Below are 20104 nucleotides of genomic sequence, written 5' to 3'. Positions count from 1 at the left end.
CGTGAGGCACCTCACGCCGCCACCGATTTGCGTATTCCGTTCACCTGCTCTTATGGTTGAGGCATACCGACGCGGGGTGGAGCAGCTCGGTAGCTCGCCGGGCTCATAACCCGGAGGTCGCAGGTTCAAATCCTGTCCCCGCTACTGCGGTCCCACGTCGGACCACGGAAGGCCCGGAATCTCGTACGAGGTTCCGGGCCTTTTGCGTGCTCACGCAACAAGTTGGTCACAATGTCAGCTGGGTGTCCTCTCCGGGCCGAGCGCGTGGGACGATTCGTCTTGCGACGTCGTCGCGCCTTCTTCTGCGCTTTCCCCGGAGTCTTCGTGCCCTCTTCCCTCCTGCGTACGCGTCTGCGTCGCACCGCCGTCACTTCGGCGTTCTTCCCCGCACTCGTTCTCGGCGGGCTCGCCATCGCCCCCAGTGCAGCGGCCGCCGATGTCACGCCCCCGGTCGTGCTGACGACCGACGACGCGGCGAAGGTGGCTCCGGCAACGACGGGCCAGCAGGTGGCTGCGGAGGAGACCGACGCGGCGAAGCCGACGCGAACCCCCCAGACTGTGCCTGCAGCGACCGTCCCGTCCGCGGGCCCGGCCACGACCACAACGCTCGAAGGGCCGGCGTCGGTGACACCTGCGCCGAAGCCCGCAGCCACGATGCCGGTCAAGACGCCAGCGGGAGAGCCCACGTCGAAGCCCTCCGGCGCCGTGCCGGAGAAGGTCTTCGGTATGAAGGCGCCGAAGAACCCCGAGGACGCGACGAACGACGACGAGATCCTCGCCTGGACGATCAAGAACGCCTCGGTGGCCGAGCGTCACCAGATCGCGGAGGAAATGGGTATCCGCTATCCGGCGGCGGTCGAGATTCTCGGCTCCGTGTGCGACAAGGGCCAGGGCTACATCGGCGTCTGGGCGATCAACCTTGCGGCGACCGAAGCGCGTTGGAACGTCACCCTCGACGGTCGCGGGTACGCCGGCGCCCGGGTGCTGCCGCAGAGCCACGACTACGGAGCCATCGGTGTGCCGAACGGCCGCCACGCGGTCGCCTTCGTCAACCCGGCCACGGGTGCCGTCGGCGCCCGCACCTCGACGTCGCTGCGCTGCGGCGTCGTGGCCCCGAAGCCCGCCACCAAGCCCGTCTCGAAGCCGATGGCGCCGAAGGCCCCGGTCGCGACGCCGCGTGCAGTCGCCCCGCGCCCCGCGTCGCCTGTGGTGGCCCGTCCTGCTGCCGTGCCGGCAGCAGCGCCGCACGCTCAGGCCCCTGCGGCCGTCGGACCGACTGTGCAGACCGACTACGAGGCGCCGGCGCACACGGCGGCGAGTTCTCGCGTGAGCCTGACGGGCCTGGCCGTTGCGGGGGTGCTCGCCGCCGGTGCGGTTCTCCTACGCCGGCGGTTCATGCACTGATCGCTCAGCCCTTCGACGTCCGTTCCTCGCTCCGGCGAGGAGCGGACGTCGTCTTTCCGTCTCCTCGAGGCTCCAGGCGCGTTCTCGGAGCGAACATGCAGTCGGGCCGCAGCCTGCTTGCCTAGGCTGAGCGGGTGAGCACTCCTGTAAAGCGCGGCAGCGTCCGCGTCGACGTGTGGCTGTGGTCCGTGCGCGTCTACAAGACACGCTCGGCCGCGACGAGCGGCTGCAAGGCCGGTCACGTGAGAATCAACGGTGTGAGCGCGAAACCCGCCACGAACGTCTCCGTCGGTGACGAGGTGCGCGTTCGTCTGCACGGCTTCGATCGGATCCTCGGGGTCGTGGACCTCATCAGCAAGCGCGTCGGCGCCCCCGTCGCGGCACGCTGCTACGACGACCGCACCCCGGAGCGCCCCCGCGAGGTCATCCCGCAGGTGCCCGTACGCGACCGCGGTGCAGGGCGTCCGACGAAGAAGGACCGTCGGGAGATGGACCGACTGCGACAGGTCCTGCGCGGATGAGCGAGCCCGGCCCCGCTGATTTCACGGCGTCGGCTCAGCGGCACGGCGTCGGTCCGAGCGGTCGTGGAGTTCCGCCGTTGCGGCGTACCGCAGGCCGTTTCGTGACGGCCGCGTCGCTCGGGGTGGCGTTCCTCGCTTCCCTCATGTGGGTTGATGTGCTCGCCGGGAACGTCGTGCCGGTCCTTCAGGCCCTCACGCCGGTGTGGATCGTCGCCGCGTTCGGTTGCCTCGCCCTCACGCTCGTTGTGCGAACACGAGCGAGCTTCGTCGCGCTGGTGCCGCTCGTGGTGAGCACACTCGCTGCCGCCGTCGCCCTGAGCAGTCACCCGGACGTGCCACGCGAGGTCGCAACCAGGGCCGGCGATCACCATCTTCGTGTGCTCTCCCTCAACAGCGAACTGGGAGAAGCGGAAACGGCCTCCGTCATGGAGGCGGTTCGCGAGACGAATCCGGACGTCGTCGTCTTCGTCGAGATGACGACGGCGCGTCTGCGCTCCCTCGACGACGCAGGCCTCGCCCAGCGCTTTGCGCACCGCTCACGCGGCATGATCGACGACGGCTCACGCGGGACCGTGATCCTGTCGAGGTTCCCGACCGAGACGCTGGACGCCGACACCGAGCTCGGCCCGTGGGATCTCCAGTCGCCTGTCGTACGCGTGCACGCACCGGGTGCACAGATCGTCGTCAAGGGCGTTCACACCTACCCGCCGCTTCGCGACGGTGTCGCGCAGTGGCGTCCCCAGCTACGGGCGGAGGGGGAGTGGCAGCGTGAGCGGGCAGCCGAGCACGTCGTCATGGCGGGGGACTTCAATGCCTCGAGAGCCCACCCCGCGTTCCGGCAGTTGTCCCGAGGGATGGTGGACGCCTATCCGCACGTCCACGGTGCTTGGCGCCCCACGTGGCCGATGGGCGGCTCGATCCCGGCCTTCAGCCAGATCGACCACATCCTGACCCGCGGCTTCGTGCCGGAGCAGGCGGGCATCGTCACCGTGGAGGGCACGGACCACGCGGGCGTCTGGAGCGACCTGCGCTACTGAGGCGCCCGCGCAGCCGTCACATGCTCTTGCGGCGGCGCGTGCTCACGAGGGCCACGAGTAAGGCCACGACTAACTGCACGATGAGGATGGCAGCGCCGAGAGCCCACTTGCTGCTGTCACGCAGCCAGAACGGATCCCACTCACGCTCGCGCCCGGGGATGGTGAGGCTCTGGTGCACGTCGGCGGTCTGTGCGCCGAGCGCGAGACCCCAGCGGCTCGGGAAGATACTGCCCATGGCGCGCATGGCCGCCGAGTTGAGGTCGAACAGTCCGCCGGAGAACACCAGGGCGCCCATGATGACGATGACGAGCATCGGCATGACCTGCTCGTTCGTCTTCGCGAAGCTCGAGAGCGCGAGACCGATACCGACAGCCGCGAGACCGGTGAGGAACGCGATGAGGTAGGTCTCGAGAATCGGGCTGCCGAGGGTGACTGCTGCGTCCGGAGCACCCTTGCCGAGGATGACGAGGGCCACCATGACGCCGCACTGCACGGCGATGAGCAGACCGTACGTGACGGCCTTGCTCCCGATGTAGGCGAACGGGGAGAGGCCGACAGCCTTCTCCCGAAGGAAGATCGGTCGCTCGGCGACGAGTTCTCGGATCGTCGCGGCGAGGCCCATGAACACCGAACCCATGACGATGAGCGTCATGATCTGACTCGATTCGGGGGTCAGCGTGACCTTGCTCGGATCACCCCCTGCGGCCGCGACTTCCTTCTCGAAGAAGACGGTGTGCAGCCCGTGGCTGCCCGGCACGAGCATGGCGAGGCCCGCCAGCGCGATGGGCAGCAGGAGCATGAATCCGACAAAGCCCCGGTCGGCCGCAATGACGCGGAACTGACGGCGGATGAGCGTCGACAGCTGGCGTCCGATCGTCTGCTGGCGCGGAGCCTTGTCCTCGGTCGTCGATGCCGGTGAGCGAGGTGCACTGAGCGGCGCCGAGACGTGGCTGTCCATGAGCGCAGAGCGGCGGAACGTGTCCTGCGAGCGCTCTGGGTCGTCGGTGACGGTGTTGAACACGTCGGCGTGGTCGGACGCGGAGAAGAACGGCAGCATCTCCTCGGGCGGGCCGAAGAAGGCCACCTTGCCGCCCGGAGCGAGCATGAGCACGCGGTCACACACGCCGAGGCTCGCCACGTTGTGGGTGATGACGACGACGGTGCGGCCGCCGTCGGCGAGGCCGCGCAGGGTGAGCATGACACGCTTGTCGAGGCCCGGGTCGAGGCCCGAGGTCGGCTCGTCGAGGAAGAGCAGCGACGGGCGGGTGAGCAGCTCCAGAGCAACCGAGGTGCGCTTGCGCTGACCACCGGACAGGCGCGCCACCTGGGTGTCGGCGTGCGCCGTGAGGCCGAGTTCGTCGATGACCTCCTCGACGCGCTCCTCTCGCGGCTCCTTGTCGAGGTCGTCCGGGAACCGGAGCTCGGCGGCGTAGCGCAGGGCCTGGCGGACCGTCAGCTCCGGGTGGACGACGTCGTCCTGGGGCACGACACCGATGCGGTGGCGCAGATCCTCGTAGTTGTCGTAGAGGTCACGGCCGTCGTAGTAGACCTCGCCCTCGGTGGCCTTCTGCGCACCGATGAGGGCCTTGAGCAGAGTCGACTTTCCGGCGCCGGAAGGGCCGATGACGGCGACGAGACTCGAACCTTCGAGGCCGAAGCTGACATCGTCGAGCAGCTTCTTGCCGTCGGGCAGGACGAACGAGAGGTGGTTGGCGACGAAGCTGACGTCACCTTCGTCCTCACTCGCGACGAGTCGGCCCTGCTTGAGCGTGAAGCGTGTGCGGCCGACGGCGAGCAGGTCGTCCTCGCGCAGGGTTCCGCGGTGAATGCGAGCACCGTTGATGTAGGTGCCGTTGCGGCTGCCGAGATCCTCGACGGCGAACGAGTCGCCCTGGGGGACGAGACGTACGTGCTGGCGGCTGGCGAGCAGGTCCTTGATGACGATCTCGTTCTCGAGACCGCGGCCGATGGTGATGGTGCCGGTCGGCGCGTTCATGGCCTGTGGAGCCGCTCCCTGGACGGTCATGCGGCCGGTCGGCTGCGGTTCGACCTGCCCACTCCAGCCCTGGAAGACGTCGCCCGTCGCGCGGCGCTGTTCGGGGGCCCGTGGCGGGCGGGGGAGACGGATGGGCCCGGTCGTCGTGACGCCGGAACCGTCCTGGTTGGCCGGAGCAGCGGCCCTGGGGAGCGGGCCGCTCGCCGCCGTGGGGCCACCCGTGTGCGTGGCCTGAGTGTCACCGGAGGAGGTCTTGGCGCGCGGCATGGGTGCGGAAACGGGACCGGTGCCGGCGTGCTCGGTGGCGCTCGTGTTCGAGCCCGTGCGTTCTGCGGGGGCCGCCGAGATTCCGACCCGGAACGGGACGCCGCGTTCACCGCCGAGGCGAACACTCTCGCCGCCACGGAGTGCGACATATCCGCGCACCCGGTGTCCGCCGACCCACGTGCCGTTCGAGCTGTCGAGGTCGCGAAGCTGCCACGAGCCGTTCTCATGACGGATCTCTGCGTGACGGCGGGAGACGTCGGCGTTCGCGAGGGGCACGTCCGCGGCCCGATCACGCCCCAACGTCAACCTCTGACCTGGGGACAGCCGGATGCGGCGCCCCTCCACCTCGATGTGCAGCTCCTGCTGAGCGTCGTTCACGCTCGTCCTTCCCCTTTGGTACGTGCTCGAACGAAGCTGACCACCGGCGTGCACGCCCGCCGGCGGTCGCGTGGCGATCAGACCGAGACGAGCCAGCCGTCGCGCACCTCGAACGTCGAGGCGCCGATGCCGATGCGGTCGCCCTCGTGCAGGTGCGTCTGTTCGACGCGGCGGCCGTTGACGAAGGTGCCGTTGCGCGAGCCGAGGTCGCGCAGGAGGAGGCCTTCCTCGTCGGCGGTGATGACGACGTGACGACGCGAGACGAGCATGTCGTCGAGGACGATGCTGTTACTGCGGCTGCGTCCGATCGTCAGGGAGTCGTCCGGCAGGTCGTCGTTCTGACCGATGACCTGCGGCGGGTTCGACTCGTACTCGTGCGGCGTGGCGGCCGAGCTGGCCGAGCTGTCGGCGCCGGTCTGGCCGAGGTTCGGCGCCGAGGCGTAGCTGGCGGGCGCCGCGCTCGCGGACGAGGGTCCCTCGTTCCGCTCGGGCCGGGAGCCGCCGGTGTCGCCACCGTCACGCGGCTGCTGGGGCGGTGCGCTCTCGTAGGAGCGAGCAGATTCGGCCTGGGGCGGTGCGCTCTCGTAGCGCGACTCGTTCCCGTACGCACCGTGTGAGGCGGAATCCGACGAGGGGTCGCTCGCGCGTGGCGCGTGGTCACTGCGATCCGGGGCGTCGAAGCGCGATGCGCCTGATGCACCCGACCAGCCGTATCCGGCGTTGTCGGGGTGGGAGCTCGAGATCTCCTCGGCGGTGGAGCCGCTGCCCGCCGCACCGGCCCAGCCGGGAGCGGATGCGGACTGGGCATCGGACGGGAAGGAGCGCGAGGCTCCGGCGTCCGAACCCGCATTCGGCTCGAAGCCCCACGGGTTACCGAGGGGCGCCGATGCTTCTTCGCCGTGCCCGGCCTCGTCGCGGCGGGGCTCGCGAGCGCCCACCTGCCCACCCTGCTGGTTCGGGTGAGACGCCTCGGACGAATAACCCCAGTTGCCATGGGCGCCGAGGCCGGGCGCCGCCTCGCTCTGCGGGGGCGTCGGTTCGGGGGCCTTCGCTGCGGGGGCGTCGGGGCTCGGGCCCTGCCACGCCGGTTCGGCGCCGCCGGGCTGCGGGGCGCTCCACTGGATGGCTTGGGGCTGCCTCTGGTTGTGCTCGCCGTTCATCGCACACTCCGTCGTCTCGTGTCGCGTGGCGCGACCGAATCGTCTGACTCGTCCTGGCCTCGTGCGCACGGGTCGAATCTCGTCCCGGCACACCTGTTTCAGGCCTACCCTACCGGCCGGTGCGCCCCACGACCCGCCCGCGCGGGTGAGTAAGCTTGGCGGCAGTGCGTGAGTGCGTGCTCGGGCCAGGCGAGACGCGCCGCGAGAGATGTGCGAGGAATTCATGGAGATTGAGAAGAAGTCCACGGGACGCCACCGCGTCGTCATCGTCGGCTCTGGCTTCGGCGGCCTCTTCGCCGCGACGAAGTTCAAGGACGAGGACGTCGACGTCGTGCTCGTCTCGTCGACGACGCACCACCTCTTCCAGCCGTTGCTCTACCAGGTCGCCACCGGCATCCTCAGCGAGGGTGTCATCGCCCCGAGCACGCGTGAGGTGCTCAAGAAGCAGAAGAACGTCGAGATCTTCATCGGCACGGTCACGGACATCGACGTCGATGCCAAGCGCGTCACGGCCGAACTGCTCGACTCCACTCAGGTCTACGACTACGACTCGCTCATCGTCGCCGCGGGCGCCGGCCAGTCGTACTTCGGCAACGACCACTTCGCCGAGTTCGCGCCGGGCATGAAGAGCATCGACGACGCACTCGAGCTTCGCGGACGCATCTTCGGCGCCTTCGAGACGGCCGAGCTCGCAGCGGCCGCCGGCCAGTGGGACGACGTGCGCTCGTTGCTGACGTTCGTCGTCGTCGGTGCCGGTCCGACGGGCGTCGAGATGGCAGGTCAGATCAGCGAACTCGCCAACCGCACGCTCGCCGACGATTTCCGTCACATCAACCCCAAGGACGCCCGCGTCGTCCTCGTCGATGCCGCACCGCAGGTGCTGCCGCCGTTCGGGGCGAACCTCGGCAAGAAGGCCCACGGGCAGCTCGAGAGCATGGGCGTCGAGGTGCTCCTCGGCCAGATGGTGACGAACGTCGATGCCACGGGCATCGAGATGAAGACCGAGGACGGCACCGTCACGCGCATCGACTCGGTGTGCAAGGTGTGGGCCGCCGGCGTCGCGGCCAGCCCGCTGGGCAAGTTGCTCGGCGAGAAGACGGGTGCCGAGGTCGACCGCTCGGGTCGTATCGCAGTGCAGCCTGACCTGTCGCTGCCGGGCCACCCGGAGATCTACGTCGTCGGCGACATGATGAGCCTCAACAAGCTGCCCGGCGTGGCGCAGGTAGCCATCCAGGGCGGCCGTTACGCCGCGACGTCGATCCTCGCGCGTGTCAAGGGCCAGCCGTCCCCGGGCCCGTTCAAGTACTTCGACAAGGGTTCGATGGCCACCATCTCGCGCTTCTCTGCCGTGACGAAGGTCGGTCGTCTCGAGACCGAGGGCTTCATCGCCTGGCTCATGTGGCTCGGCGTGCACCTGTTCTACATCATCGGTTTCAAGTCGCGTCTGACGACGATGATCAGTTGGGCCTTGGCCTTCCTCGGCGACAACCGTGACGAGCGCACGGCCACCGAGCAGCAGGTTCACGCACGCCTCGCGATCGACGAACTGGGCGACAAGTACCGCCCGAGCGTCGAGGTGCCGGGCCTGCTGGCCGAGTCCAAGACCAACCACGCCATCGAGGCCAAGGACGAGCCGGCTCAGATCGAGACGCCGAAGAACTGATCTGCGTCCCAGCGACCGTGACGAAGGCCCCAGCCGGAAACGGCTGGGGCCTTCGTCATGGTCAAAGGAGGCTGTGTCACTCCCCTGGGATGAGGGAGGACGCCGGGGAATTGTCGCCGAGGCGCGCGAGAACCTCGGCGTGGAGCAGGCCGTTCGTCGAGACGCCGTTGCCGCTCCAGCAGCCGTCGCGCCCGTCGAGACCGCTGAAGCGCCCGCCGGCTTCGGTGACGATGGGCACGAGTGCCGCCATGTCGTAGTCCTCGAGCTCCGGCTCGGGCGCGATGTCGACGCTTCCCTGCGCGACGAGCATGTGGGAGAAGAAGTCGCCGTACGCCCGTGAGCGCCACACCTCCTTGCTCAGGCGGAACAGGTCCATGTCCTTGCCCCGCTCGGCCCAGCCGTTGAAGGAGGAGTAGCTGAGGGACGCGTCGGCCAGCGAGTCGACCTTGGAGACGTGGATCTGCGTCGCGCTCGTGAGGTTACGACCGGTCCAGGCGCCGGCGTCCTTGGCCGCCCACCACCGTCGGTGCAGCGCGGGCGCCGCGACGAGGCCCACCACGGGTTCGTCGCCGTCGACGAGCGCGATGAGGGTGGCCCAGACCGGGACGCCGCGGACGTAGTTCTTCGTGCCGTCGATCGGGTCGATGATCCAGCGACGCGGGCCCTTGCCCGTTTCGCCGAACTCCTCGCCCTTGATGGCGTCCCGCGGCCGCGCGCGCTTGAGGTTCTCCCGAATGACGCGCTCGGCCTCACGGTCGGCCTCTGTGACGGGGGTGAGGTCCGGCTTCGTATCGATGCTCAGGTCGGGCGCGCCGAAGCGCCCCATCGTGATCTCCTCGACGGAGTCGGCGAGCACGTGGGCGAGCCGCAGATCGTCGTGGTACGGGCTGGCTTCTCGAAGAATGGAGGTCACGCCGTCACGCTACCCGGTCGGCGCGGGTGTCCCCTCTCGCCGCGTGCTCCGTCAGCCGGCGACAGGCGTGTCGCCGGCGTCGTCGAGGCGGCGGTGGCGGGTGCGCAGCAGGAGCCGTGCCGTGTTGACGACGATGACGAGCGCGCCCCACGCGAGGCCGAGGCACCACCCGGCCATGACGTCGGTGAGCCAGTGGTGGCCGAGGAAGACGCGCGAGAGTCCCATGAGCAGGGCCCACAGGGAGCACAGCACGACGGCGACCGTGCGCACCCGTCGTGAGTGAGCGGTGAGGAACACGAGATAGGCGACGAGCACCGCCGTCACGGTGGCGGTGACGGTGTGGCCGCTCGGGAAGGAGGGTGACGACTCGTAGGGCGGCACCGCGAGGGCACGCGGCGGTCGGGAGCGCGCCGTGATGTCCTTGCCCGCCGCAGTGAAGGCCAGAGCTGAGCCGAGGCCGAGCGCCAGGACGAGGAAGGGCGACGCAGTGCGGCGCAGCCACGTGAACACGGCGAGGAGCAGCACGAGGATGATCGGGAAGTAGACCGGCCCACCGAGATGCGTGAAGGCGGTGATGGCCGAGTCGAGCCTGCCGCTGCGGTGGCTCACGGCCCAGTCGAGAACTGGCTGGTCGAAGCGGGCGAGATCGCCGCGTTCACGCACGCCCTCGTAGACCTCGGCGCCACCGGCGAGGCCGACGAAGAGCACGACGGCGCACACGAGGAGCACGAGCAGCGGGACGATGTCCGCGCCGACCAGTCCGAAGCGGTGGGCCTCCGGCTGGAGCAGTCGGGCGAGAGCCTCGCTGAGCGTGCGCACGCCGCCGGCGACGCGACTTGCCTCCTCGGCAACTCGGGTGCGTCGTTGCTCCGTCGGCGGCGTCATCGCCGTTCCATGTGCTCGTCCTTGTCGGGGACGTCCCTGGAGCGCAGGAGACGCCGCAACGACTCCAACCGCTGTTCCCCGCTCTCACCGGCGCCACCTTCGGCGACGAAGACATCGAGGGCACAGTCCGGCTCGTCGTGCGTGCAACCGCGTGGACAGTTCGCGGTGCCCGGCGCGAGATCGGGGAAGTGTTCGACGATCGTCGTCGGGTCGACGTGCGCGAGGCCGAACGAGCGGATGCCCGGGGTGTCGATGACCCAACCGCCGCCGGGCAACTCGAGGGCAACAGCGGACGTCGACGTGTGGCGACCGCGACCGGTGACGTCGTTGACGTGCCCGGTCGTGCGCGCCGCGTCGGGCACGAGCGCGTTGACGAGTGTCGACTTGCCGACGCCGGAGTGGCCGACGAGCACGCTGACGCGACCGGCGAGCCGTTCGCGCAGTTCGTCCAGCCCGTCGAGACGACGGGGCACTCGGCCACTGGAGGCGATGAGCTCCTCGCGCTGGTCGTCGCTCAGTTCCTGCGCCGACGTCACCGTGTACGGCACGTCGAGCGCGGCGTAGTTCGCGAGGAAGGCGGCCGGGTCGACGAGGTCGGCCTTCGTCAGCGCGAGCAGCGGGTCGAGCCCCGCGTCGTACGCGGCGACGAGGCACCGATCGATGAGGCCGGTGCGCGGTTCCGGGTTGGCGAGCGCCGTCACCATGACGAGCTGATCGGCGTTGGCGACGATGACGCGCTCGTACGGGTCGGTGTCGTCGGCCGTTCGCCGCAGGACACTCGTGCGTTCTTCGACGCGCACGATGCGCGCGAGCGTGCCGGCGTCGCCGCTCGTGTCTCCGACGAGGGCGACGCGGTCACCGACGACGACGGGCGTGCGGGACAGCTCGCGTGCCCGCATCGCCGTGATGCGCCGACCGTCGAGCAGCACCGACCAGCGCCCACGGTCGACACCGATGACCATGCCGACGACGGCGTCCTCGTGCTTCGGACGATCCTTCGTGCGCGGGCGCGAATTCCTGCGACCTGGGCGTACCCGAACGTCGGCCTCGCTCCAGTTGCGACCCGCCACGTCAGTGCGCTTCGGCGCTCGCGGAGACGAGCGCGCTCCAGCGTCGGTCGAACTCCGGCAGGGTCTTGCCGGTCGTCGCGATGTTCTCGATGACGACGCCCGGAACCCGCAGACCGACCACGGCGGCGGCCATGGCTATCCGGTGGTCGTCGTAGGTGCGGAACAAGCCGCCACGCAACTGGTCGGCAGGGCGCGGGCGGATGACGAGGCCGTCCTCGGTCTCGGACACGTCGACTCCGAGGGCGCCGAACTCGGCCGCGAGCGCGGCGAGGCGGTCGGTCTCGTGGCCGCGGATGTGGGCGACGCCGCGGATGCGCGACTCGCCGTCGGCCAACGCGCACAGCGCGACGACGACGGGCGTCAGTTCCGAGGCCTCCGCGAGATCGACGTCGATGCCGCGCAGCTGCTGCGGGCCGGTGACGCGCAGACCCTCACGGTCTAGGGTGCACGTGGCGCCCATGCGCTCGAGCACGTCACGGATCTGGTCGCCCGGTTGCGTCGTGTACGTGGGCCAGTCCGCCATGAACACCTCACCGCCGGTGACGGCAGCAGCCGCGAGGAAGGGCGCGGCGTTCGACAGGTCGGGCTCGACCATGACGTCGAGGGAACGAATGTCGCTCGGCTCGACGGTCCAGCTCCAGGCGCCGTCGTTCTCGTCGACCTCGATGACGACGCCCGCGTCGCGCAGCACCTCGACGGTCATGTCGATGTGCGGGATGCTCGGCAGCGCCTCGCCGGTGTGAACGACCGTGACGCCCTCGCTGAAGCGCGCGCCCGCGAGTAGGAGTGCGGAGACGAACTGGGAACTCGTGGAGGCGTCGACCTCGACGCGGCCACCGTCCACGCGACCCTGGCCGCGCACGGTGAACGGCAGGGCGCTCGCGGGGCCACCGTCGGCGTCCTCGACGGGGACGCCCAGGTCGATCAGGGCCTTGAGCACGGGGCCCATGGGGCGCTTGCGGGCGTGCGGGTCGCCGTCGAAGGTGACCGGGCCGTCGGCGAGCGCGGCGACCGGCGGCAGGAACCGCATCACGGTGCCGGCGAGGCCGCAGTCGACGTTCGCAGGGCCCCGCAGGTCGCCGGGCACGACGTGCCAGTCGGCGCCTTCGGGGGAGTCGCCCTCGACGTCGTCGACGCGGACGCCGAAACTGCGCAGGGCCTCGGCCATGAGCAGCGTGTCGCGGGAGCGCAGCGGCGCTCGCAGGAGTGATTCGTCGTCGGCGAGCGCTGCGAGGACGAGATAGCGGTTGGTGAGGGATTTGGAACCGGGGACGCTGAACGTGCCGACGACCGACCGGCGCGCCACGGGGGCGGGCCAGTCGGTCGTCACGGGACTACCAGGGGTCATGAGGGAAGCGCGTTTCCTGCCTGGGCGGCGAGGAGCTTCGCCTCGCGACGGGCAGTCTTGGCCGCACGAGCGGCCTCACGGCGCGAGGTCTTCACGCCGTGCAAGGCGCGCCAGGCGAGGCCCGGCTTGCCCGCGGTGTCAGCGGCCGCGAGCAGCACTCCGCCCACGATCGCGACGGTGCGGAAGAAGTTCGACTGCTTGCGGGCGCGAGCGGCCGGGTCCTTCTCGGCCCAGAAGGCGTCGTGCATGTAGGCGTTCGCACCGACGGTCGGCGTCAGCAGCGCCGCCGAAAGGCGCGGGAACTTGCCGAGCGCGAGCGCGGCACCGGCGCCACCCATGAGGGCGCCCTGGGCCTTGACGACGAGCTCGGGGTCGTTCGGCACCTTCTTGCCGCTCTCGTGGCTGACGAACTCGACGAACGGCGCGGCCTCCTCGGCCTGCGACTGGGTGTTCTTGAACGCCTTGGCAGCCTCGTTGAGGAAGTAGCTGGCGAGAGCCGCGCGGGCGATACGACGAATGGGCATCGTGTCCTCCTTGGTCGAATGATCTCTACCTCCAACTTAGTCGGCGTCGTGCGACGTCGCGACCTCCCGGGCCGGAACGTTTTCCGGACGGATGCCCCTACGCTGGGGCTCATGTGTGGCAGGTATGCGGCCAGCGCCGGGGCGGGTGAGCTCGTCGAGGAGTTCGAGGTGGACGTCGACGCGAGTGGGGAAGCGACGCGTTCGCTCCTCGTCTCGGCGCAGGAACCGCCGGTGGGGGCGCCCGACTACAACATGGCGCCGACGAAGCAGGCGCCCGTCGTGCTCACGCGTGCGAGCAAGCTCGACGACGGCAGCCGCGGCGAGCCCACCCGGCAGCTGCGCCACCTCACGTGGGGCCTCGTGCCGTCGTGGTCGAAGGACACGAAGGTCGGGATGCGGATGATCAACGCGCGCGCCGAGACCTTGCTCGAAAAGGCCTCGTTCGCGAAGGCCGCGAAGGCGCGCCGCTGCCTCGTGCCGGCTGCCGGCTGGTACGAGTGGCAGGTCTCGCCGGTGGCGCACGACGCCAAGGGCAAGCCGCGCAGGCAGCCGTTCTACATGCACCGCACCGACGGTCACGACACCGCCTTCGCCGGCATCTACGAGTTCTGGCGTGACCGGACGCTGCCCGAGGGTGACCCGGACGCGTGGGTCGTCTCCTTCTCGATCATCACGACGAGCGCGGGCGAGGGGCTGGACCGCATCCACGACCGTCAGCCGCTCAGCCTCGAGCGGGAGCAGTGGGACGACTGGCTCGACCCGTCGCTCACCGACGAGGCCGACGTGGCGGCTTTCCTGCGCCCGGGGGACAGTTCACCCTTCGAGGCGTATCCCATTTCCAGCGCGGTGAGCGCGACGCGCAACAACGGCCCGGGTCTGCTCACCCCGCTGCCGAGCGACCAGCTCGTCGGGGTCCTCGATCCCGTCACCGGCGAGATCATCGGAGGCTGATGATGGCGACGTCCGTTCCGCCGACCCGCGCCCACCGCAGGCTCGACGTCGAGACACTCCGCGGCACCGCCCGCGTCTACGTCGTCGACCCCAACGGCGCCGCTGACGGCACGCTCGTCCTCGGCCACGGAGCCGGCAAGGGCACGAACACCCCCGACCTCGACGGACTCACGGCGCTGGCCGATGACGGCTGGCGCGTCGTCCTCGTCGACCAGCCGTGGGTCGTTGCCGGACGGCGCCTCGCCACCCCACCCAAGACCCTCGACGAAGCGTGGCTCGCCGTGATCGAGCACCTACGCGCGGCGGGGGAGATCGAGGGCCGGTTCGCGCAGGGCGGACGCTCGGCCGGGGCCCGTGTCGCCTGTCGCACGGCGGCGCAGTGCAGCGCAGACGCCGCTGTGGCACTCGCGTTCCCCCTCATGCCGCCGGGCAAGCTCGACGTACCCGAGAAGTGGCGCACGAGTGAAGCGCAGAGCGTCGTCGAGGCCGAGATCCCACTCCTCGTCGTGCAGGGCGCGACGGACACGTTCGGCGGACCCGACGCGGTGCGCGACGCCGTTCCAGGTGCGCGGGTCGTCGGCGTCCAGGGGCCGCACGGTTTCAGCAAGAACCCGACCGATGTCGTCGACGCGGTTCGAGGCTGGCTGACGAACCTCTCTGAGTGAGGGTGCGTCCGACTGATTGACACGAGCCTGTCCTCCGCCGAATTCCCTTTCGGGAATGACGTTCATCCACCTCCTGTTGACGTGAGCGAACAGCAAGCCCGCCCGCGGGCTTTCGAGGAACCGAAAGTGAATCAGGATGCTTGTCACACCTGTGGTGCCGGTGGAGCCGTCCGGCCTGAGCCTTGGGGCCGGCTTCGCGGCCACGCCCCCGCAACGCGCTCGTGCCGCGTCGCGACCCGCGCTAGGGTTGAAGGCGATGAGTGAGAACACCACGGTCGACGCCGAGAGCTCCACGGACTCCGCCGCCACCGACCCGAGCACGGAGACCCCGGCGGAGCGTGCCGCGCGGTTCGAGCGCGATGCCATGCCGTACCTCGACCAGCTCTACAGCGCCGCCCTGCGCACCACGCGCAATCCCAGCGACGCCGAGGACCTCGTCCAGGAGACGTTCGCGAAGGCCTTCGCGGCCTTCCACCAGTACAAGCCGGGCACGAACCTCAAGGCGTGGCTGTACCGCATCCAGACCAACACCTACATCAACAGTTACCGCAAGAAGCAGCGTCAGCCGCTCGAGTCGGATGCTGCCGAGGTGGAGGACTACCAGCTGGCCCGCGCCGAGGCGCACTCGAGCACAGGGTTGAAGTCGGCCGAGAACGAAGCTCTCGACCACCTGCCCGACAACGACATCAAGCGCGCTCTGCAGAACCTTCCGGAGGACTTCCGCCTGGCGGTGTACTACGCCGACGTCGAGGGGTTCCCGTACAAGGAGATCGCCGAGATCATGGACACGCCCATCGGCACCGTGATGTCGCGCCTGCACCGCGGACGCAAGCTCCTGCGTGAGCAGCTCGAGGACTACGCGCGTGAGCGCGGCTTCCTCAAGGAGTCGAAGGGGGAGACGAAGAAATGAGCGACAAATGCCCCGACTACGTCGCCAACCTCTATTCCTACATCGACGGTGAACTCTCCGCGGAGGAGTACGAGGAGCTGCGTCAGCACCTGCTCGACTGCCCGCCGTGCCTGACGGAGTACGAGCGCGACATGCTGCTCAAGAAGCTCGTCAAGCGAGCGTGTGGCCGTGAGCAGGCGCCGGAGCAGCTCCGGTCCGTGATCATGACGCAGATCAGCTACAGCTACACCCAGGTGCGCTACGAGAACTGACGCCCCGAAGCCATGACGAAGGCCCGCTCACCCCGAATGGGGGAGCGGGCCTTCGTGACTCACTGCATCAACGCTCAGGCGTTGGGCTTCTTACCGTGGTTCGCGCCCTTGCCCTTGCGCGAGCGACGCTTGCGTGCGCGCTTGCTCATCGTGAACTCCCTGTGTCGGGGTTAATTCCCCCCGAAAGTCGGGGGCCAACCTGTCCATTCTGTCACATGCGAGGCCGGCGACCACATCGCCGGATTTCTGCCGAGACGCCGAACGGCCCGACCTGCCACGCAGGCAGTGTCGGGGCCGTTCGTTGCGCAGTACGCGAGCGGCGAAGGGTCAGCCCTTCTTCGTCTCGGCGAAGATCTCCGCGATGCGGTCGATCTTGGCGAGGAGCTCGTCGGCCTTGCCGGCGTCGAACTCACCCTTGGTGCCCGTGGCACCGGCGAGCTTCGTGGCCTCGTTGATGAGGGTGTGGAGCTCGGGGAACTTCTCGAAGTGCGGCGGCTTGAAGTAGTCCGTCCACAGCACCCACAGGTGCTCCTTGACGAGCTGGCTGCGCTGCTCCTTGATGACGACGGCGCGCGTGCGGAAATCGGGGTCGTCGTTGTCGGCGACCTTGGCGATGATGGCCTTGACCGACTCGGCCTCGATACGGGCCTGGGCGGGGTCGTAGACGCCGCAGGGCAGGTCGCAGTGGGCCGAGACCTCGGTGGTGGGGGCGAAGAAACGCTTCAGCATGGGGAACTCCTTCTGCTGGTGGTGGACAGTTGCCGAACAGCAACTCTGGTTCCAACCTATCGCTTTTCTCGCTTCTTCCGAAAGGTGACAACCAAGGTGCGACAGCGTCGCATTGCCGCGACGTGGCGCGGTTTTCGCGGCCACAGCACCCGTGCCAGCACCGCGTCGTCGGCGAGCGCACCGACCAGCCAGGAATCCACACCCTCACGGGTGCTGTCGCGTTCGACCCACCAGCCGTCGGGGCCACGTGAGGTGACGCGCTTGACGGCGATGGGGCGCGGCCCCTCCGGCCCGTCGGGCAGCCGCACGACGTGAGGATCGCCGATCCGCGGTTGCGCGCCGTAGGCGGCGAGCAGCACGTCGCCGTCGACGTACGTAGGTTCCATCGATCGACCTCTGACGACGACGAAGCCCAGCTGCATGACCCCAGGGTAGGGGAGCAGCCGGGCTTCGCGCTGAGCGCCGGCTCGGGTCAGACGGCCTCGTCGGCCACGAGCGCCGCGACGGCTTCGTGCTCGGAGCGCATGCGGGCGAGGAACGACTTCGTCCGCTCGTGCTGGGGGTTGTTGATGACCTCCAGCGGCGGGCCCGTCTCCACGACGACCCCGGCGTCCATGAAGACGACCCGGTCGGCCACGTCACGGGCGAAACCCATCTCGTGAGTGACGACCACCATCGTCATGCCCTCGCGAGCGAGTTCCTTCATGACCGACAGGACTTCGCCGACGAGCTCGGGGTCCAGGGCCGACGTCGGCTCGTCGAACAGCATGAGCTTCGGCTTCATCGCAAGAGCGCGCGCAATGGCGACACGCTGCTGCTGACCGCCGGAGAGCTGGCTCGGGTAGTGCCCGGTCTTCTCACCGAGACCGACCCGCTCGAGCAGGTCGACGGCCTGCGACTTCGCTTCCGCCTTGGAAACCCCCTTGACCTGCACAGGCGCCTCCATGACGTTCTCGAGCGCCGTCATGTGCGGGAAGAGGTTGAAGCGCTGGAACACCATGCCGATCTCGCGACGCTGGGCCGCGATCTCGGAATCCTTGAGGCGGTACAGCTGCCCTTCCTTGTCGCGGTATCCCATGAGATCGTCGTCGACCCAGATGCGGCCGGCGTCGATCGTCTCGAGCTGGTTGATGCAGCGCAGGAACGTCGTCTTGCCCGAGCCTGAGGGGCCGAGCAGGACGACGACCTCACCGGGGTGGACGTCGAGGTCGATGCCCTTGAGCACCTCGTTCTTGCCGAACGACTTGCCGACGTTGACGGCGTGGACCAGTGGCTTGTTCATGTTGCCTTCCATGATCACCCCGTCACCCGAAGCTCAGTGACTTGACCTTGGTCATGAGACCGCCGTCCGTCGCCGCGCCGCCGAAGCCGCGTCCGTACTTCCGCTCGAGGCGGGCCTGCACGAGCATGAGCACCGAGCAGATGATGAGGTACCACAGCAGCGCGGCGAAGTAGCTCGGCATGATCTTGTACGTGTTGTTCGCGACGACCTGCGCCTGGTAGAAGAGCTCGGCCGACACGGGGACGGCGACGAGCAGCGAGGTGTCCTTGACCATGGAGATGGCCTCGTTGCCGGTGGGCGGCACGATGACGCGCATGGCCTGCGGCAGGACGATGCGGCGCATCGTCTTCGAGCTGTCCATGCCGAGCGCTTCGGCTGCCTCACGCTGACCCCTGTCGACCGACAGGATGCCCGCGCGGGCGATCTCCGCCATGTACGCGGCCTCGGACAGGCCGAGACCGATGATGCCGACGGTGATGCCCGAGCTGATCGTCTTGACGTCGAGCGAGTAGAACGTCAGGCCGAAGTCCTTCATGAACGGCACACCGATGTCGAGCGTCGGGTACAGGTACAGCACGCCGAGGCCGAGGATGACCATGAGGACGTAACGCGGCACCGCGCGGAAGAACCAGGTGTAGACGAACGAGACGCCGCGCAGGACGGGGTTGTCCGAAAGGCGCATGATCGCGAGGAGGATGCCCAGGGTGACGCCGATGATCATCGACGCGACAGTGACGATGATGGTGCCCTTGGCCAGGCCTTCGAGCACCGGCGAGTAGTTCATCACCTTGAAGACGAACGGCCAGTCCCACTTCGGGTTGGTGACGAACGAACTGATCATCATCGCGATGACGATCGCGATGACGGCGACGGCAACCCAGCGCCCCGGGTGTCGCACCGGCTTGGCGTCGATGACGCCGGGCCGCTGCTCGTCCGGGGCGGGGGGCGGGGCGGAACCAGACATGGGGTGTGATCAGGCCTTCGGGTTCACCGGGAACTCGTTGACGGCGCCGTCACCGTTGTTCCACTGCTCGAGGATCTTTTTGTAGGTGCCGTCCTTCTCGAGCGACTCGAGAGCCTTCGAAAGGGCCTCGGCGAACTTCGTCTGGTCCTTCGCGACGACGATGCCGTACGGGGCGGCCTCGTAGACGGAGCCGACCTTTTCGAGCTTGTCCTCGTTCTTCGCGACAGCCCACGCCGTGATGGGGGAGTCGGCGGCGAACGCATCGACCTTGCCCGCGATGAGGTCGGCGGTGACCTTCGACTGCTCGGCCTCGACGACGAGCTTGTTGGCCTTCTTGCCCTCGGCAACGCACTTCTTGTTACGGGCCGGCAGGTCGTCGTCGGCCTGGACCGTGCCCTTCTGGACGCCGATCGTGAGACCGCAGGCCTTGTCGACGTCGACCTTCTTCGGGTTGCCCTTGGCCGTGGCCCACGACGTGCCGGCGTTGAAGTACTGCACCATCGAGACCTGCTGCATGCGCTTCTCGTTGATGGTGAACGAGCTGATGGCGAGCGGGTACTTGTTCGACGTGACACCGCCGATGAGCGAGTCGAAGCCACCGTTCTGGAAGGTGAGCTTCAGGCCGAGCTTCGCGGCGACGGCCTTGAGCAGGTCGATGTCCATGCCCTGGATCGTCTTGCCGTCCGCGGCCGTGAACTCGTTGGGGGCGTAGGAGGCGTCGGTGCCGACCGTGAGCTTTCCCATCTTCGCGATGTCGGCGGGAACCAGCTTGGCGAGCGCATCGTCCTTCTTGACGGCCGGGGCCGCACTCGAGGACGAGGACGAACCCCCCGAACCGGAGTCCTTCGAGTCATCGAGCGAGTCCGAGCCACAGCCGGAGAGCAGGAGTGCGGCGGCGCCGAAAGCGGCGACGGCCGAAGTGGTGGTACGCATGGAGGATCCTTCCGCGGACGGGACGAGTCGCTCGTCCCAGTTGTGGGTTAAGAGTGCCACCCGGTTTGGCGCCGTGGAAGAACTACGCGCATTTGTGTTCCCGATCGTGACCTTTTTGGGCCAGACGCCGCCCCAGCCTGCGTTGGACGCCGGTTCAGGTCGTATTTGCGACCCCGTCAAGGCGTTCGCCGTGGCTCGAATTCAGGAATAGGTCGAGTCGCATAGTGAGCGCTAAGATGCTTCGTGCCCCACC

At 68.7% G+C, this 20104-nt stretch carries 21 protein-coding genes and 1 tRNA gene; 9 read left to right on the top strand and 13 right to left on the bottom strand.

Features of this window, described 5'->3' with window-relative positions; translation table 11 throughout:
• Nucleotides 1-70: 70 nt before the first annotated feature.
• From H7F30_RS13630 to H7F30_RS13615, 4 genes are all read left to right on the top strand, one after another.
• Nucleotides 71-144 (top strand) — tRNA-Met (locus tag H7F30_RS13630).
• Nucleotides 145-324: 180 nt separating this feature from the next.
• Nucleotides 325-1404, top strand: coding sequence for a hypothetical protein (locus H7F30_RS13625; protein ID WP_187035739.1), 1080 nt, complete (start codon nucleotides 325-327; stop codon nucleotides 1402-1404).
• Nucleotides 1405-1538: 134 nt separating this feature from the next.
• Nucleotides 1539-1925 (top strand): RNA-binding S4 domain-containing protein, encoded by a 387-nt coding sequence (locus H7F30_RS13620; protein WP_187035737.1) that lies wholly within the window; start codon nucleotides 1539-1541, stop codon nucleotides 1923-1925.
• The gene (locus H7F30_RS13615) at nucleotides 1922-2962 is read left to right on the top strand and encodes an endonuclease/exonuclease/phosphatase family protein (RefSeq protein WP_187035735.1); all 1041 of its coding nucleotides are present in this window, start codon (nucleotides 1922-1924) and stop codon (nucleotides 2960-2962) included. Before H7F30_RS13620 ends, H7F30_RS13615 begins: the two co-directional genes overlap by 4 nt.
• Before the next feature lie 16 nt (nucleotides 2963-2978).
• Here the strand turns inward: H7F30_RS13615 and H7F30_RS13610 are convergent, their stop codons facing one another.
• Both H7F30_RS13610 and H7F30_RS13605 read right to left on the bottom strand, forming a co-directional pair.
• On the bottom strand, nucleotides 2979-5603 hold the full coding sequence (locus H7F30_RS13610; RefSeq protein WP_255464861.1) for an ATP-binding cassette domain-containing protein: 2625 nt from the start codon (nucleotides 5601-5603) through the stop codon (nucleotides 2979-2981).
• Between the two features lie 77 nt (nucleotides 5604-5680).
• Nucleotides 5681-6763, bottom strand: a complete 1083-nt coding sequence (locus H7F30_RS13605) for an FHA domain-containing protein (RefSeq protein WP_187035733.1) — start codon at nucleotides 6761-6763, stop codon at nucleotides 5681-5683.
• A 223-nt stretch (nucleotides 6764-6986) separates the two neighbouring features.
• Here H7F30_RS13605 and H7F30_RS13600 point away from each other — a divergent pair, with 223 nt between their 5' ends.
• A complete protein-coding gene (locus H7F30_RS13600; RefSeq protein WP_187035731.1) occupies nucleotides 6987-8426 on the top strand; it encodes an NAD(P)/FAD-dependent oxidoreductase in 1440 nt (479 codons plus the stop codon).
• A gap of 76 nt (nucleotides 8427-8502) precedes the next feature.
• On the opposite strand, the gene hisN is transcribed toward H7F30_RS13600, so the two are convergent.
• Genes hisN through H7F30_RS13575 form a run of 5 tightly spaced genes read right to left on the bottom strand, consistent with a single transcriptional unit; the run spans nucleotide 8503 to nucleotide 13166 of the window.
• Nucleotides 8503-9330: a histidinol-phosphatase gene (hisN, locus tag H7F30_RS13595; protein WP_187038075.1), complete on the bottom strand. Its 828-nt coding sequence runs from the start codon at nucleotides 9328-9330 to the stop codon at nucleotides 8503-8505.
• A gap of 60 nt (nucleotides 9331-9390) precedes the next feature.
• The gene (locus H7F30_RS13590) at nucleotides 9391-10224 is read right to left on the bottom strand and encodes a phosphatase PAP2 family protein (RefSeq protein ID WP_187035728.1); all 834 of its coding nucleotides are present in this window, start codon (nucleotides 10222-10224) and stop codon (nucleotides 9391-9393) included.
• On the bottom strand, nucleotides 10221-11294 hold the full coding sequence (gene rsgA, locus H7F30_RS13585; protein WP_187035727.1) for a ribosome small subunit-dependent GTPase A: 1074 nt from the start codon (nucleotides 11292-11294) through the stop codon (nucleotides 10221-10223). Before rsgA ends, H7F30_RS13590 begins: the two co-directional genes overlap by 4 nt.
• Nucleotide 11295: 1 nt before the next feature.
• Nucleotides 11296-12642: a 3-phosphoshikimate 1-carboxyvinyltransferase gene (aroA, locus tag H7F30_RS13580; RefSeq protein ID WP_187035725.1), complete on the bottom strand. Its 1347-nt coding sequence runs from the start codon at nucleotides 12640-12642 to the stop codon at nucleotides 11296-11298.
• The gene (locus H7F30_RS13575; RefSeq protein ID WP_187035724.1) at nucleotides 12639-13166 is read right to left on the bottom strand and encodes a DoxX family membrane protein; all 528 of its coding nucleotides are present in this window, start codon (nucleotides 13164-13166) and stop codon (nucleotides 12639-12641) included. Before H7F30_RS13575 ends, aroA begins: the two co-directional genes overlap by 4 nt.
• A 111-nt stretch (nucleotides 13167-13277) precedes the next feature.
• On the opposite strand from H7F30_RS13575, the gene H7F30_RS13570 reads away from it, so the two are divergent.
• The 4 genes from H7F30_RS13570 to rsrA all read left to right on the top strand — a co-directional run bounded on the left by H7F30_RS13570 (nucleotide 13278) and on the right by rsrA (nucleotide 15943).
• A complete protein-coding gene (locus H7F30_RS13570; protein ID WP_187035722.1) occupies nucleotides 13278-14117 on the top strand; it encodes an SOS response-associated peptidase in 840 nt (279 codons plus the stop codon).
• A 2-nt stretch (nucleotides 14118-14119) separates the two neighbouring features.
• On the top strand, nucleotides 14120-14782 hold the full coding sequence (locus tag H7F30_RS13565) for an alpha/beta family hydrolase (protein WP_255464860.1): 663 nt from the start codon (nucleotides 14120-14122) through the stop codon (nucleotides 14780-14782).
• Between the two features lie 256 nt (nucleotides 14783-15038).
• Nucleotides 15039-15692: a sigma-70 family RNA polymerase sigma factor gene (locus tag H7F30_RS13560; RefSeq protein ID WP_165357823.1), complete on the top strand. Its 654-nt coding sequence runs from the start codon at nucleotides 15039-15041 to the stop codon at nucleotides 15690-15692.
• A complete protein-coding gene (gene rsrA / locus H7F30_RS13555; protein ID WP_047310275.1) occupies nucleotides 15689-15943 on the top strand; it encodes a mycothiol system anti-sigma-R factor in 255 nt (84 codons plus the stop codon). Before H7F30_RS13560 ends, rsrA begins: the two co-directional genes overlap by 4 nt.
• 74 nt (nucleotides 15944-16017) lie before the next feature.
• On the opposite strand, the gene H7F30_RS15165 is transcribed toward rsrA, so the two are convergent.
• The 6 genes from H7F30_RS15165 to H7F30_RS13530 form a co-directional block, all read right to left on the bottom strand.
• On the bottom strand, nucleotides 16018-16092 hold the full coding sequence (locus H7F30_RS15165) for a 50S ribosomal protein bL37 (protein ID WP_369798754.1): 75 nt from the start codon (nucleotides 16090-16092) through the stop codon (nucleotides 16018-16020).
• Between the two features lie 178 nt (nucleotides 16093-16270).
• Entirely contained in the window at nucleotides 16271-16672 is a 402-nt protein-coding gene (sodN, locus tag H7F30_RS13550) for a superoxide dismutase, Ni (protein ID WP_047310274.1), read from the bottom strand.
• A 56-nt stretch (nucleotides 16673-16728) separates the two neighbouring features.
• Nucleotides 16729-17094 (bottom strand): S26 family signal peptidase, encoded by a 366-nt coding sequence (locus H7F30_RS13545; protein ID WP_187035719.1) that lies wholly within the window; start codon nucleotides 17092-17094, stop codon nucleotides 16729-16731.
• Between the two features lie 50 nt (nucleotides 17095-17144).
• Complete coding sequence (locus H7F30_RS13540) at nucleotides 17145-17954, bottom strand: amino acid ABC transporter ATP-binding protein (protein WP_129662687.1); 810 nt, start codon at nucleotides 17952-17954, stop codon at nucleotides 17145-17147.
• A gap of 22 nt (nucleotides 17955-17976) precedes the next feature.
• Nucleotides 17977-18918: an amino acid ABC transporter permease gene (locus H7F30_RS13535; RefSeq protein ID WP_187035717.1), complete on the bottom strand. Its 942-nt coding sequence runs from the start codon at nucleotides 18916-18918 to the stop codon at nucleotides 17977-17979.
• Nucleotides 18919-18927: 9 nt separating this feature from the next.
• Nucleotides 18928-19851 carry an ABC transporter substrate-binding protein gene (locus tag H7F30_RS13530; protein ID WP_187035715.1) on the bottom strand — a complete coding sequence of 308 codons (924 nt, stop codon included), beginning with the start codon at nucleotides 19849-19851 and terminating at the stop codon, nucleotides 18928-18930.
• Nucleotides 19852-20104: the final 253 nt, after the last annotated feature.

Source organism: Dermacoccus sp. PAMC28757 (assembly GCF_014302635.1).
GTDB classification, from domain to species: domain Bacteria; phylum Actinomycetota; class Actinomycetes; order Actinomycetales; family Dermatophilaceae; genus Dermacoccus; species Dermacoccus abyssi.
Note: the sequence above shows the minus strand (reverse complement) of the source record. Positions and strands in the feature narration are given on the sequence as shown.

Excerpts from the sequence above, each read along its gene's own strand:
- H7F30_RS13600 (WP_187035731.1), top strand. The coding sequence starts at position 6,987 with ATGGAGATTGAGAAGAAGTCCACGGGACGCCACCGCGTCGTCATCGTC.
- H7F30_RS13535 (WP_187035717.1), bottom strand. The coding sequence starts at position 18,918 with ATGTCTGGTTCCGCCCCGCCCCCCGCCCCGGACGAGCAGCGGCCCGGC.
- H7F30_RS13605 (WP_187035733.1), bottom strand. The coding sequence starts at position 6,763 with ATGAACGGCGAGCACAACCAGAGGCAGCCCCAAGCCATCCAGTGGAGC.
- H7F30_RS13570 (WP_187035722.1), top strand. The coding sequence starts at position 13,278 with ATGTGTGGCAGGTATGCGGCCAGCGCCGGGGCGGGTGAGCTCGTCGAG.
- rsrA (WP_047310275.1), top strand. The coding sequence starts at position 15,689 with ATGAGCGACAAATGCCCCGACTACGTCGCCAACCTCTATTCCTACATC.
- H7F30_RS13530 (WP_187035715.1), bottom strand. The coding sequence starts at position 19,851 with ATGCGTACCACCACTTCGGCCGTCGCCGCTTTCGGCGCCGCCGCACTC.
- H7F30_RS13560 (WP_165357823.1), top strand. The coding sequence starts at position 15,039 with ATGAGTGAGAACACCACGGTCGACGCCGAGAGCTCCACGGACTCCGCC.
- H7F30_RS13545 (WP_187035719.1), bottom strand. The coding sequence starts at position 17,094 with ATGCAGCTGGGCTTCGTCGTCGTCAGAGGTCGATCGATGGAACCTACG.
- H7F30_RS13565 (WP_255464860.1), top strand. The coding sequence starts at position 14,120 with ATGGCGACGTCCGTTCCGCCGACCCGCGCCCACCGCAGGCTCGACGTC.
- H7F30_RS13540 (WP_129662687.1), bottom strand. The coding sequence starts at position 17,954 with ATGAACAAGCCACTGGTCCACGCCGTCAACGTCGGCAAGTCGTTCGGC.
- aroA (WP_187035725.1), bottom strand. The coding sequence starts at position 12,642 with ATGACCCCTGGTAGTCCCGTGACGACCGACTGGCCCGCCCCCGTGGCG.
- H7F30_RS13615 (WP_187035735.1), top strand. The coding sequence starts at position 1,922 with ATGAGCGAGCCCGGCCCCGCTGATTTCACGGCGTCGGCTCAGCGGCAC.
- H7F30_RS13590 (WP_187035728.1), bottom strand. The coding sequence starts at position 10,224 with ATGACGCCGCCGACGGAGCAACGACGCACCCGAGTTGCCGAGGAGGCA.
- sodN (WP_047310274.1), bottom strand. The coding sequence starts at position 16,672 with ATGCTGAAGCGTTTCTTCGCCCCCACCACCGAGGTCTCGGCCCACTGC.
- H7F30_RS13575 (WP_187035724.1), bottom strand. The coding sequence starts at position 13,166 with ATGCCCATTCGTCGTATCGCCCGCGCGGCTCTCGCCAGCTACTTCCTC.